Annotated in this window: 11 protein-coding genes; 4 read left to right on the top strand and 7 right to left on the bottom strand. The window is 59.3% G+C overall.

Going from position 1 to position 13,756, the window contains the following annotated elements; genetic code table 11:
* Positions 1 to 19: 19 nt before the first annotated feature.
* The 4 genes from L888_RS0102895 (at position 20) to L888_RS0102880 (ending at position 5,763) form a co-directional block, all read left to right on the top strand.
* Entirely contained in the window at positions 20 to 1,453 is a 1,434-nt protein-coding gene (locus tag L888_RS0102895) for an Outer membrane protein SusF domain-containing protein (protein WP_027951803.1), read from the top strand.
* Between the two features lie 330 nt (positions 1,454 to 1,783).
* A complete protein-coding gene (locus L888_RS0102890; RefSeq protein ID WP_027951802.1) occupies positions 1,784 to 1,990 on the top strand; it encodes a DUF6722 family protein in 207 nt (68 codons plus the stop codon).
* Positions 1,991 to 2,269: 279 nt separating this feature from the next.
* Entirely contained in the window at positions 2,270 to 4,306 is a 2,037-nt protein-coding gene (locus L888_RS0102885; protein WP_027951801.1) for an alpha-amylase family glycosyl hydrolase, read from the top strand.
* A 119-nt stretch (positions 4,307 to 4,425) separates the two neighbouring features.
* Positions 4,426 to 5,763 (top strand): glycosyl hydrolase 53 family protein, encoded by a 1,338-nt coding sequence (locus L888_RS0102880; protein WP_027951800.1) that lies wholly within the window; start codon positions 4,426 to 4,428, stop codon positions 5,761 to 5,763.
* 73 nt (positions 5,764 to 5,836) lie between these two features.
* On the opposite strand, the gene L888_RS0102875 is transcribed toward L888_RS0102880, so the two are convergent.
* The 7 genes from L888_RS0102875 to L888_RS0102845 form a co-directional block, all read right to left on the bottom strand.
* Entirely contained in the window at positions 5,837 to 6,598 is a 762-nt protein-coding gene (locus tag L888_RS0102875; RefSeq protein ID WP_005844919.1) for a four helix bundle suffix domain-containing protein, read from the bottom strand.
* A gap of 22 nt (positions 6,599 to 6,620) precedes the next feature.
* Positions 6,621 to 7,733 carry an efflux RND transporter periplasmic adaptor subunit gene (locus L888_RS0102870; protein WP_027951799.1) on the bottom strand — a complete coding sequence of 371 codons (1,113 nt, stop codon included), beginning with the start codon at positions 7,731 to 7,733 and terminating at the stop codon, positions 6,621 to 6,623.
* 103 nt (positions 7,734 to 7,836) lie between these two features.
* Complete coding sequence (locus L888_RS0102865; protein ID WP_005844923.1) at positions 7,837 to 9,081, bottom strand: ABC transporter permease; 1,245 nt, start codon at positions 9,079 to 9,081, stop codon at positions 7,837 to 7,839.
* Positions 9,078 to 10,340 carry an ABC transporter permease gene (locus L888_RS0102860; protein ID WP_027951798.1) on the bottom strand — a complete coding sequence of 421 codons (1,263 nt, stop codon included), beginning with the start codon at positions 10,338 to 10,340 and terminating at the stop codon, positions 9,078 to 9,080. Before L888_RS0102860 ends, L888_RS0102865 begins: the two co-directional genes overlap by 4 nt.
* 64 nt (positions 10,341 to 10,404) lie before the next feature.
* Positions 10,405 to 11,124 carry an ABC transporter ATP-binding protein gene (locus L888_RS0102855; protein ID WP_027951797.1) on the bottom strand — a complete coding sequence of 240 codons (720 nt, stop codon included), beginning with the start codon at positions 11,122 to 11,124 and terminating at the stop codon, positions 10,405 to 10,407.
* Between the two features lie 48 nt (positions 11,125 to 11,172).
* Complete coding sequence (locus L888_RS0102850) at positions 11,173 to 12,090, bottom strand: redoxin domain-containing protein (RefSeq protein ID WP_027951796.1); 918 nt, start codon at positions 12,088 to 12,090, stop codon at positions 11,173 to 11,175.
* Between the two features lie 14 nt (positions 12,091 to 12,104).
* On the bottom strand, positions 12,105 to 13,754 hold the full coding sequence (locus tag L888_RS0102845) for an ABC transporter ATP-binding protein (protein ID WP_027951795.1): 1,650 nt from the start codon (positions 13,752 to 13,754) through the stop codon (positions 12,105 to 12,107).
* Positions 13,755 to 13,756: the final 2 nt, after the last annotated feature.

Here is a 13,756-nt window from a genome sequence, read left to right as displayed (position 1 = left end):
GGATTAAATACCAACAAGAATGAAAAAGCTATCTATTTATATCATGCTCGCACTGACAGGACTCTTCATGGGGTCCTGCAGTGAGGACTACACCGACTGGGCCAACCCGCAGTCCAACCCTCAAGAGGATGCCATCACCATTCCGGGCTTCACCGCCACGGCCGTGGCCGCACAGACCCTGACGGCCGACGCCGCCACCGTTCCCGTGTTCACGCTGAGCACCGCCACCCTGCCCGAGGGCTACGCGCTGGCCAACGCCCGCGTGGAACTCACGCCGCAGGGCGCCACAACAGCCACCGAAGTGAGCGCCACCATGGAGGGACTAGCCAGCAAGGACAACATCCAGTCGCTCATCGAGGCCGCTTATGGCAAGAACCCCGTGGCCCGCACCTTCAGCGGCCACGTGTATGTGAACGCCGTCAAGAGCGGCCAGGCCGTCCTCATCGACGCCGGCACCGTGAACTACACCGTGACCGCCGTCACGCCTGACATTGCCAATGCCTACTACATCATAGGCGGTCCCAACAGCGACTGGGCGGCCTCGGCAGCCAGCCGCAGCCTGAAATTCACCCATAGCGAGACCAACATCTACGACGATCCCGTGTTCACCATCGTGTTCCCCATCGCCGATGCTTCCAAGGACTGCTGGTTTGCCATCGCCGACGACAAGGCCTGCGACGCCATTGTGAACAGCGATGACTGGACCCAGCTCTTCGGAATCAAGGAGGGCAACGGCCAGAACGCCACCGACGGCACTGCCGGACAGCTCGACCGCCGCGCCAAACTGACCGACGACGGCTCGCTCAAGGTGCCCGCCGGAACCAAGTATGCACGCGTGGAAATCAACATGCTGGAGTCCACCTACAAGGTGACGGCCCTCAACTTTGCCGAGTATATCTACGAGCGCGGGGCCAATACCAGCTGGGGCGACAAGGCTGCCTGCCCGCTGGCACTCGTCAGCGAGGACGGCAAGTACCAGGGATTCATGTACCTGAACGGCGAGTTCAAGTTCATGCCCAACAGCAACAACTGGGAGGGCGACTGGGAGAACAACGGCGAAGGAAAGATTGCCGACAACGGCGGCAGCAACTGCCCGGCCCCCGAAACGGGCTTCTACGCAGTCAATGTAGACCTTACAGCCATGACCTACAGCCTGGACAAGGTGAGCGTTGTGTCGCTCATCGGCGACTTCAGCGACGATGGTTGGAAGACCGACATCGACCTTGCCTACAACCCGACAAGCGGGGCATGGGAGGGCGACGGCGTGGTACTCGCCAAGACGGGCGGCCTGAAATTCCGCATGAACCACGACTGGAAGACCTCATGGGGCGGCACGCTCGACAAGCTCACCTCCAACAATGGCGCCAACATCAACGTGGAGGCCGGCACCTACGACGTGAAGCTCTACCTGAGCTGCGAGGGCAAACACTACGCCACGCTGACCAAAAAGTAACCTCTGCTTCATCAGATGTTACCACGCCGGGGGCGGTTCTCTGCAAGGAGAGCCGCCCCTTTTGCTTGCCCTCACGGCCCCGGCCCGGGCCGTTCCCCCTGCCATCCCGCCGCCGTCACGCCGTAAACGCCGGACGAAAACGCCGCAAACGCCCTGCGATTACGCCGCAGACACGAGGCGAACACGGCGTGGACGCGGGGCGTGGATACCGCAAAGCCTGCACCATGACCAAGAATTGGGTAAAAAGAAAAAGGGAGAATCATTTGCTTCTTTCAGGAATATCCCCTAAATTTGTAGGGAAAAAGAGAATATTCTACATTATAATTTCGTATGAAGGACAAGACCAAGGAAAAGATAGGAGACTGGTTACTGGATGTAGCCAAGTATATCTTTACTGCCGTCTTGCTATCTACGCTCTTCAGTGGCATTGCAACATGGAAATGGTATTGGTATATTCTGATTGCCATAATTGTGCTTTCCATTGTTGTCATTGGGTTGAAGATCATCAATAGTACGGGCAATAAAAAACGGAGGTAACCCATGGGAGCTTTTATTTTAATAGGAATGATGGCCTTGTTTGCCATAGGCATTTACGTCTATATCTGCATAGAAGACAAACGCGAGAGCAGAGTTTGATTCTCTGACGCACCGCATAAGGGGGCGGCTCCCAGCCATGGGGCCGTCCCCTTATGTACTCTTCCACCCCTCTACGCGCAATCGTTTGCACGGAATGAACGGCAATTGATTCAGCCCATACAGACGATGATGTGCCAAAATATCGTATCTTCGCGGCAGAACCAAACTAAAAAGTTGATGATGAAACGTTTCCACACTTTCATGATGGCAGCCCTGACGCTGCCCATGACCATGGCCGCCCAAGGATGGCCGGCCGACTATGGCGGCGTGATGCTGCAGGGATTCTACTGGGACGGCTTCAAGGATGCCAAGTGGACACGCCTCGAAAGGCAGGCCGCCGACTTCTCTGGATACTTCGACCTGGTGTGGGTGCCGCAGAGCGGAAAGACCCAAGGCGGCCTCTCCATGGGCTACGACCCTTACTATTACTTCAACCAGAACTCGTCGTTCGGCAGTGAGAGCGAGCTGCGGTCCATGATGAAAACATTCAAGGACAAAGGCATCGGCACCATTGCCGACGTTGTGGTGAACCACCGCAGCACCTCGGGCTGGTTCACTTTCCCCGCCGAGACCTACCAAGGCGTGACCTATCAGATGACGCCGCAGGACATCACGGCCAACGACGACGGGGGTGCCACGGCCCGCCAAGCCACCCTCGAGGGCGTGACGCTGAGCAGCAACATCGACGAGGGCGAAGACTTCGGCGGTTTCCGCGACCTCGACCACAAGAGCACGAACGTGCAAACCATCGTCAAGGCCTATGCCAAATACCTCATCGACGACCTCGGCTACACGGGCTTCCGCTACGACGTGGCCAAGGGATTTGCGCCCAGCCATCTGGCCGACTACAACAACTACGCCGGCCCGAAGTTCGCCGTGGGCGAGGTGTGGGACGGCGACGCCAAGATCAAGAGCGTAATCAATGGCTCCGGCAAGACCACGGCAGCCTTCGACTTCCAGTTCCGCTACACCGTGCGCAACGCCGTGGGCAGCGGCGACTGGAGCCGCCTGGGGCAGCAAAACGATGACAACTGGCCCCTCGTGAGCAGTTCCAACGACAACGGCGCCTACCGCCAGTATGCCGTGACTTTCGTTGAAAACCACGACACCGAGCAGCGTTCGGCCACCAACCAGCAGGATCCCATCCGCCGCGACACGCTGGCCGCCAACGCCTACATGCTGGCCATGCCGGGCACACCCTGCGTGTTCTACAAGCATTACTTGGCCTACCCCAACGAAATCAAGGCCATGATCGACGTGCGCAAGGCCGCCGGCGTCACCAATACGAGCAGCTACAACAACTACCGCAGCAGCAAGGCCTACTATGCCAACACCGTGAACGGCAGCCGCGGCACCCTGCTCGTCTGCGTGGGCAGCGGCTTCACCGACCCCGCCGCCAGCCGTTACGTCAAGGTGCTCAGCGGCCGGCACTACGCCCTGTACCTCTCGCCCTCCACTGAGGTGGCCTTTGCCGACAAGCCCTCGGGCACCTATGCCGAGGCCTTCAGCACCCGGCTTACGGCCGTGTCGGCCAACGGCGGGGCCCGGCTGGTCTACACCACCGACGGTTCCGACCCCTCGGCCTCCAACGGCACGACCGTGGACAGCGGCACAAGCGTCGCCATCGGGCAGGACTGCACGCTCAAAGTGGGGCTCCTTGTGGGCGGGCAGGTGACCCACACCGTCATCCGACAGTACACCATCAAGGGGGGCGAAGTGGAAGATCCCGTGGTCTATGAGACTCCCCCCGCCGGCTACACCTACCACGCCTACTTCATTGCACCGGCCTCGTGGGGCAGCGAAGCCGACGTCTACGCCTGGGCCTGGGTGGAGAATGGAGCCAACTACACCCCCGACAACAACGCTTCGTGGCCGGGCGACAACGAGCACGTCTACCGCATTGCCAAGGCCGGCGACGGCGGCTATGTGTGGCAATGGTGCTACTATGGCACGGAGACCACGCCGCCGGCGATGATTATCTTCAACAACGGCAGCAGCGGCGTGGGCACCAACCAGACCAAGGACATGACCTTTACCGACGGCGGCTGGTACAACATCGGCACCACCGAGGCCAACCCCACACTCGACATTCAGCGCGGCATGACCGTGGCCACGGGCGACGACGGGGCCTGGCACACGCTCTCGGGCATGCGCCTCGGCGGTCGGCCCACGCAGAAAGGCGTCTACGTGCACGGGGGAAAGAAAGTGGTGAAATAGGCTTCGGCCTCGGCAATTCCCGTTTTTTTCTCAAGAGTAGGGGAAGTTGGCTTGGCCAACCTCCCCTACTCCTGTTTTCTTTTCGTACCTTTGCAGCCATCAACCCAAACTGATTGACGATGAACAACATCAAAAAACTATTCTCCCTGCTGTGTCTCTGCCCGCTGCTGGCCGGGGCGCAGAAGTATGTGGGCGGCGACATCTCGCTGCTGCCCACCTATGAAGAGCACGGCGTGCACTATCTCGACACCCACGGCACGCAGGTGCAGCTCCTGCCCTATCTGGGTCGGGAGGCCGGGTGGAACGCCATGCGCGTGCGCCTCTTCGTCGACCCGTCGAAGGCTCCGGCCGCCCACCGGCAGGAGGGCGTGCGCCAGGACCTCGACTACGTGACGGCCCTGGCCCGCCGCATCAAGGCCGAAGGTTATGCGCTGATACTCGATTTCCACTACTCCGACACCTGGACCGACCCGGGGCAGCACGCCACACCATCGGCCTGGACCAGCTCAGACCCCTCGGTATTGGCCGACAGCGTGTACCGCTACACCGTGCGCTGCCTGGAACATCTCAAGGCCAACGGCGTGGCTCCCGACCTCATTCAGCCGGGCAACGAGGTGACATTCGGCATGCTCTGGCCCACCGGGCGCTGCTATCCCGACGGCTCCCAATACGACACGGGCAGCTTTTCCAACTTCGTCAGTTATCTGCAGGCCGGCATCAAGGGCTGCCGCGAGGTGTGTCCACAGGCCAAAATCATTGTCCACACCGAGCTGAGCAGTGCCTGGAACGTCACCACTTTCTACAATACGCTGGGCAACCGGGTGGACTACGACATTATCGGGCTGAGCTATTACCCCGATTACCACGGCCCGCTCTCCACCCTCGCCTCCACCCTCACCACGCTGGAGGCGCAGCATGCTGACAAAGACATCATGATTGTAGAGACGGGTTACGGGGCCCGCTGGTCGCTCAATGGCGACTACAGCAGTGCCGTGCAGCGAGCATGGCCCGTGACCGAGGCCGGCCAGAGGCAGTTCACGCTCGACCTCATCGGCGAGCTCGCCCGACACAGCCGCGTCACCGGCCTCTTCTGGTGGCTGCCCGAAGACAATGAGTTCTGGGCCGATAAGAATCCGGCCCGCAGTTCCTGGTGGAATGCCTCGCTCTATACGCAGAACACGGGCCGCCCCCTCGCCGCCCTTTTCGAGCTGCAACGGTTTGTCGGGCTCGACCCCACGGGCATCGCTGCCCCGCCCCTCGCTGGCAGCTCTCGGCCAGCGGCCGGCACTTTCCAGCCCTCTGCCGGTGCTTCCCAACCTTCTGTCAACGCCTCCCAGTCCTCTGCCAACACCTCGGATGCCTCGCCCGTCTATACCCTCCAAGGGGTGCAACTGCCTGCCAATGCCCCCTTACGCCGCGGGGTTTATGTCCAAGGGGGCAAGAAAATCGTGCGGTAAGCCGATGGGAGGGCATAGGATTTGGTAGGTGGTGATAGGCTTTGGATAGGAAATGATAGGCACCTATCCCCTCCTACGGCTGCTTATCCTCCCCTATTCCCTCACTTCCCGCCATTCTGAGTAGCCGGGCTATTTCCTGCTCACGGATGGCGAGCTGACGTTCGCGGGCTGCCAACTGCTGTTCGCGCTGCAAGGCGGCCTGTTCGCGCCGTATGAGCTCGTCGCAGCGGCGGGCATACTCATGGTCGTTGGCCGGGTACTGGTGGCTCTGCGGGTGCTGCTGACGGTAGGCCAGACGGCCGCGCGTCATCTCTTCCTTGATGCCGCCGGTCTCCAGAAACTTCTGTTTGAGCTTCTCTATGTAGTTGCGCAGCATCTGGTCTTCCTGGCAGATGAGCGTGATGCAGATATTGGCCAGTGCCTCGTCACTGCGTTTGTCGATGTCGCGCATGTAGTATTCGCGGTCGTTGTGGGCCCGGCAGGCCCGGCGCACCTGCTCGTATTTGGCATCGCCAGGCTGCCATACCCGGAAGCCGTGGTGGGCAAGATAGTCGCGATAGTCCTCCAACAACTCTTGATGGCTGGCCTTGGCCACATTCATCAACTTGATTTCCGTCTCTTTCGAGGTGGCCGACGCTGCCGTTCCCTCTACGATATTCTGCTTGCCCGAGCGCGCCGCCTGAATCATTTGGTCCACGGTACGATCCTTGTATTTGTCGAGAAAGTGGTGGCAGAAGTAGAAAGTGAGGTCGCAAATGCACTCTGCTTTCTTGTAGACCAGCAGGTGCTGGTACTGCCCATCCTGGGGCAGGAAGTTGTTGTTGAGCTTGACCATGGGGATGTTGGTTGGGGAATCATCACTTCCCTTCACTGTCCTTCACAATCTTCGGGCCGCGCACCTTGTCGCCTTTGCCCAATCCGCTCTTCACCTGAATATGGATGCCGTCGCTCAGGCCAGTGGTTACCTTGCGGCGGGTATAGGTTTTGGCCTCGGGCGTGCCGCCCACCAGATACACATAAGTGTCGTTGCCGCTGAACTCAATGGCGCTCTCGGGCACCGTGACGACACCACGGGCCTCGGCCAATACTATCTCGGCATTGGCACTGTAGCCCGAACGAATCTGCGTGCCGCCCACGCTGTGCACGGCCGCCTTAATCTCAAACTGGTTGGCTCCGTTGCTTTCCACCGCCTTGGGCGAGATGTATTCGAGCGAGGCGCCGAGCTTCTCGTTCTGCAAAGCACCGATGGTTATCTTCATGGGCATGCCTGTTACAATCTGCCCCACCTCGGTCTCGTCCACGTTGCCCCGGAAAATCAGGTCGCCCATGTTGGCCACGGTGGCAATGGTGGTACCGTCGTTGAATGTGTTGGAGAGTATCACCGTGTTGCCCACCTTTACCGGAACGTCGAGGATGAGGCCGCTGATGGTGGAGCGGATGAGCGTGGAACTGGTGTTGGCGTTCTGCGACGACACGCCGTCGCGCACCACCTCCAGGTTGTCGCTGGCGGCGCGCAGCTCCTCGCGGGCCTGGTCGTAGGTCTGCCGTTTCTTGTCGTACTCGTCGCCCGAAACCAGCCCCTTGTCGTAGAGCGTCTTCTCGCGGTCGTAGTCCACCCGTGCCTGGCGCACATTTACTTCGGCCAGCCGCACCCGCGACTGGGCCGACGACAGCTGGCTCATGTCGGGTATCACCTTGACCTTGGCTATCACCTCGCCCGCCTCCACATGCTGGCCGGCCTGCTTGTAAATGTCGGTGATGATGCCCGAAATCTGCGGTTTCACGTTCACTTCGTTGCGCGGCTCTATCTTTCCCGTGATGATGGTGGTCTTGCGAATGTCGCGCACCACCGGCGAAAACTCCTCGTAGGCATCGGCCTGCGGACGGCTCTTCATCCACAGAAACACAAAAGTGCCCACGAAAATCAGCAGCACCACCGCTGCCACCATAAACTTGATGTACCTTTTCATATCTTTTGCTTGTTTAATTCCTATGTGCGCATGCCCTGTTCTCCAAGGATTCCCACAGTCGGGAGCCCTCCCCATCCATGTCCGGGAGGGCTGTCAACCGAGCCTACTCGTCGCGCATGGCATCCACGGGCTTGATGCTCATGGCCCGTGCAGCCGGTGCCAGACCGGCCAGCACGCCGAGCACGCTCAGCAAGGCCACGGCCCCCAGAGCCGTCCAGAAGCCCACTTGGAAGTGGGCCGAGGCTATGCCGTCGGTGGTATTGCCCACCTCTAGCATCTGTAGAATGATGACTGCCAGCAGGATGCCGCTCATGCCGGCCACGGCCGTAAGCACAATGCTCTCGGAAACAATCTGCGAAAGAATCATGCGCGGCGTGGCCCCGATGGCCCGCCGAATGCCAATCTCGGTGGTGCGCTCCCGCACGGTCACCATCATGATGTTGCTCACGCCGATGGCTCCAGCCAGCAAAGTGCCGATGCCCACCAGCCAGATGAGGAAGTTGACCCCCTTGAACAGACTGTCGACCATGCCGAACATCACCTCGGTGTTGAACACCGACACGGCTTTCTCGTCCATGGGATCCACGTGATGGGCCCGTGCAATGACCCCGCGGATGTGCTGCGTGATGCGGCTCATCGTCACGCCGGGCTTGCCGGTGACGCAGATAAGGTGCACCTCGCTGCCCATATTGTAGGCCTGTTGCATCAGTGTAAGCGGCACGACCACACTCTCCTCGGCCGAGCCGTTGATGCTCATGTTGCCCGAACTATAGTCTACACCCACCACGTTGAAATACATCGAGTCGATGCGAACCAGCTGTCCACAAGGGTCGCCGCCGCCGGGAAAGAGCGACTTGTAGACTTTCTTGCCAAGCACGCACACCTTGCGCCGCTGGGCCATGTCCATCTGATTGAGATAGCGGCCGTAGTACAGGCTGGGCTCTTCCACGCGTGCATACTCGGGCAGCAGCCCCTTGACCGAGGCCGTGGTCTTCTTGTCGCCGAAGACCACGGTGCGCTGCCACATGGAGATGACGGGCGACACCACGTCGAGTTCGGGCACCTGGGCCCGCAGCCGCTCCACATCTTTATATTCCATATTCCACTCGCGGCCTTTCCGGAAGCCGTCGCAGGGCTTGGTGGTGGGCTGTGCAAAGACGATGGCCGAGTTGGTGGCGAAGCCGGCGAAATTGTTCGAGAGCAACTCTTTCAGGCCGGCACCGCCCCCGATGAGGGCCACGAGCATGAACACGCCCCAGAACACGCCGAAGCCGGTGAGCAGCGATCGCGTCTTGTTGCGCGTCAGCGTGTCGAGAATTTCACGGTAAGTATCGATGTCTATTTTCATTCTGCTCTCAATGCTTCGATGGGACGGATGCGGGCGGCACAGCGTGCCGGAATGATGCCGGCCATGGTACCGGCGAGGATCATCACCACAGTGGCCTCGATGCAAACGTCGAATCCCACGGTGGGATTGACGAACATCGTGGCCTTGAACAGGCCGGAGTCCACCTGCATGTGGCCTACGGTGGCATCCATGTACTGGTTGACGGCCACGCCGAGCATCATGCCGATGTAGCCAAAAAAGGTGGTTATGATGATGCTCTCGATGATAATCAGCCGCAAGATGGACCACGGCGTGGCCCCGATGGCCTTGCGCACGCCAAACTCGCGCGTACGTTCTTTCACGGTGATGAGCATGATGTTGCTCACACCAACGACTCCCGAGAGCAAGGTGAAGATGCCAATAATCCACAAGGCCGTGCGGATGATGCCCATTCCCATCTCCATTTGCAGGTTCTGCGTGAAGCGATTCCATATCCACACGGCGTTATCGTCGTCGGGGGCTGCCCGGTGGTTGGTGTTCAGTTCGGCCTTGTACTGCTTCTCGAAAGCCTCATTGGCTTCTTGACTCTCCAGTCCGTGAAAGGTGAAGACGATTCTGTCCACCTTGTCGCCGCGGTTATAGAGCGCGCGAAGCGTGGTGAAAGCGCAATAGGCGTCGGTGTTCATCCCGCTCTGATCGCTCTGATAGATGCCCACTACACGGAAAGCCGACTGCCCCGCCTTGACGTAGCGGCCCACCAGTGAGGCCAGGCTGCCGTTGCCGACAAGCTCGCGTGCCTGCGTCTCGCTGATGACGAGCGTCTTGCGTTGCTGCGCATTGTCAATATCATTGACAAAGCGACCGTGGAGCATCACTATCTTATTGATTTGCTGCAAATTGGGATAGACGCCGCGAAGCGTGCTGTTCACGTAGTTATCGGCCGCGGAAACCTGCACGCTGCCCTGCGCAATGGTGGCCCCAATGGTGTCCACTACCTGCTCGTGCCGACGCAGAGTAGTCTGCATGTCGGCGTCGTTAAGGGTGATGTCCCGGCCCTCCATCAGTCCCTGATAGGCCTTGGACGTGACACCGCCACTCACCTGCATCGAGTTGGCCATGAAGCGGTCGGAGTTCTGCTGGGTGGCATTGATAAGTCCGTTGCCGGCTCCCAGCAGAAAGATGAGCATGAAAATGCCCCAGGCTACAGCAAAGCCCGTGAGTGCCGTGCGCAGTTTGTTGCGCCGGGCCGTGGCCCATATTTCTTCGAGAACATCACGCATAGAGACTGGTATTTGACAAGAAAAAAGAGAAGGAAATCGTGAATTTTGAATCCTAAGTTTTGAATTACTTCATCGGTCCCGCGCCTCCAAAGGGCGAGGCGTTGTGGTCGAGGTTCTCCTCGATACAGCCGATGAGTCCGTCTTTGATATGGATAATCTTGTTGGTCTCGTTGGCCACGCCGCTCTCGTGCGTCACCACGACGATGGTTTTGCGCTCTTCGACGTTGAGTTTCTTGAGCAGGGCCATCACCTCCACACTCGTCTTCGAGTCGAGGGCACCCGTCGGTTCGTCGGCGAGAATAATCTTGGGGTTGGTGATGAGGGCGCGGGCGATGGCCACGCGCTGCTTTTGTCCGCCCGACATTTCGTTGGGATAGTGGTCGGCCCAGGGCAAAAGCTCCAGCCGATCCAGATAGTCGAGGGCCATCTGATGACGCTTGCGGCGCGACACACCTTGGTAGAACAGAGGCAGTTCCACGTTCTCCACGGCTGTCTTGAAGCCGATGAGGTTGAAGCTCTGGAAGATGAAACCGATGAAACGGTTGCGGTATTCGGCGGCGCGCTTCTCGCTGAGGTCGCGAATGAGCGTGTCGGCCAGCGTGTATTCACCGCTGTCATAGTTGTCGAGAATGCCGAGTATATTTAATAAGGTGGACTTGCCCGACCCTGAAGCACCCATGATTGAAACGAACTCGCCCTCGTCAATGTCAAGACTGATGCCCTTGAGCACGTGCAAGGGCTGGGCTCCAAAGTAGGTCTTGTTGATGTCTTTGAGGTGTATCATCATGATGAAAAGACGCTGAACGGCAGTAGAAAGTTGCAGTTTGGGGGATTAATAAGCAAACTTGAAAGGCATGTTGTATTTTACTCTCTGCTTTCGACCGGCTTTCTCGCCGGGCTTCCAGCAGGGCATGGCACGCACCACACGCAGGGCCTCCTGCGTGAAAAGCGTGCGGCAGAGCGTCTCCTGTTCCTTGATTTCGTCCACCGTCACAGGGCCTTTGACCTTTATGCTGCCTATCTGCGTATAGTTACTGATGGCCAAGTCACTGACGGAACCGTCACGATCGACCACAAACGACACCACGACACGGGCCTTAGCACCCAGTTTCTCGCAAGTCTTGGGGAAACGGAGATGGCCTTTCACAAACTGCATCAACGCCGGTACTCCCCCAGGAAACTCCGGCATCTTCTGTTGGTAAGGCTCAAACTTGCCGGCCGCCTTGAGCTCGGACAGACGATCCGACAGCTTGTTCACATCTACCGTGCCCAGGTTTACCGTGCCATCGGGGTTGAGCAGGTACAGCGTGGGAATCCAGTTGATGTGATAATCCTTGGACACCTGCGTCTCCTTCCACTTCTTCAGCTCAGACACCTGCTTGCCAATCATCTTGTTTTTCTCCCGCACGCACTTCTTCCACTGCGCTGAATCGGTGTCGAACGACACGCCGACAAACTGCACGCCATCCTCGAAATACTGTTCGGAAAGCTTGCTCACGGCCGGCATTTCCCGGCGGCAGTCGCCGCACCAAGAGGCCCAAAAGTCGATAACCGTATAGCCATCGCTGTATTCGTGTCTAAGGTTCACGAGTTGTCCATCGGTGTCGGGCAGACTGAAGTCGGGGGCCTGGGTGCCGGGCTTCAGCAGTTCGGCTCCGTATTTGGTATCAAGGTCTTCGCTCTTTTTCTGTGCATGCAGCGTTGAGAGGCATGCGCTCAGCAGCGCAACTGCCAGCAAAACTTTCTTCATAAGCTGTCTGTGGTTTATATTTTCTCGATTCTTAATGTCTGGTCGCAGTAGTCCACCACGGCCGGGCGGTGGGTAATGAAGATGACGGTCTTGTTCCGAGCCGACAGGATATTGCGCAAAAGCTGCCGCTCTGTCTCGGGATCGAGGGCTGAAGTAGCCTCGTCGAAAAGCATGATGCTGCGGTCGCGCAGCAGCGCACGGGCAATGGCGATGCGCTGGGCCTGGCCTTCGGAGAGGCCGCCGCCGGCCTCAGCGCACTCGGTGTTGAGCCCTGCCGGCAGGTCCATCACGAAGTCTGCACAGCTCTTGTGCAGGGCTTCGTACATCTCCTCGTCGGTGGCACTGAGCTTGCCCAGCCGCAGATTGTCGCGGATGGTGCCGCTCATCAGCGTGTTGCCTTGGGGCACGTACACGAAATTGCAGCGCAGCCGGGGCGAGAGCACATAGTGGCGGTGGGCGTTGTAGACCTCGGCCCGCCCTTTCTGCGGAGCCAAGAGGGCCAGAATCATACGCACCAGCGTGGTCTTGCCCGCACCCGTTTCGCCGAGAATGGCCGTGCACGAGCCCGGGTAGAAGTCGAAACTCAGGTCGCGTATCACGTCGCCGTCGATGTCGTCATAGCGGTATGACGCATGAACGAAGCGCACCCCGCAGGCCCCGTCGAGGTCAATGGGAGCGCCCCGTTCCTCAAGTCGGTCCTCCTCAAGCTCCATCAAGCGCTCTGCCGCAGTGAACACAGAGACAAAAGCCGGGGCCAGTCGGGTGAGACTCCGCGCCGGACTCTGTATCCTGTTCACCAGTTGCAGGAAAGCCGTCATGCCGCCAAAGGTGAGGCTGTGATGCGACATGCGCAGGGCCGCCCAGAGAAAAGCCACCAAATAACCCATGGCAAAGCCCAGGTTGATCACCAGATTGCTGAACACGGAAAAGAGCGTTCGGCGCACCACGCGCTGGCGAAGCTCGCACTGTGTGGTCTCCAACCGCCCCACCATAGGCTCTTCGCTCTCCAGTGTCTTGATGAGCATGCGGTGCTGAATGGTCTCCTGGAGCACGCTCTGCACCTTGGAATCCGACGAACGGACGGCACGCGTGAGGTGGCGCATCCGGCGAACGTAGACCTTGCTGGCGGCTATGAACACCGGAATGATGCCCACTGTGATGAGCGCCAGGCGGGCATCCATGACGAAAAGATAGCAGAAAGCACCCACGAACAGCGTGAGCACGGAGAGCGTGTTGGGAATGGTCTCGGTGAGAAAGCCCACCACATTGTTCACGTCTATCTCCAAACGGTTGAGCACATCGCCGGAGTGGTGCTTCTCTTTGCCGTGCCACTCGGATCGCAGGATGCGGTCGAGCATGTGCTGCTGCATGCGGTTTTGTGCACGGATGCCAAGAATATTGCGCACCCACACACTGGAGATATTGAGTGCAAAATCAAACAAAACAAGGCCGCCCATCAGGGCCACGGCCCAGTAGATGGAGCCCGCCACCACGCCCGAAGCCACATCGACGGCGTGCTGCACCGCCCACACCTGGGCCAGCGACACCCCCACCGAGGCCTGACCTATAAGGGCATTGAGCACGGCCTGCAGCCGATTGCCGCGCCAGGCCCACCACAACCAGCGCAGAATGCTGCGGGCCGAGTATTTGTTAGAGCCCGCCATCA

The sequence above is a fragment of the Hallella seregens ATCC 51272 genome (assembly GCF_000518545.1).
GTDB lineage: Bacteria > Bacteroidota > Bacteroidia > Bacteroidales > Bacteroidaceae > Prevotella > Prevotella seregens.
This window is presented reverse-complemented; position numbering and strand designations above follow the sequence as displayed.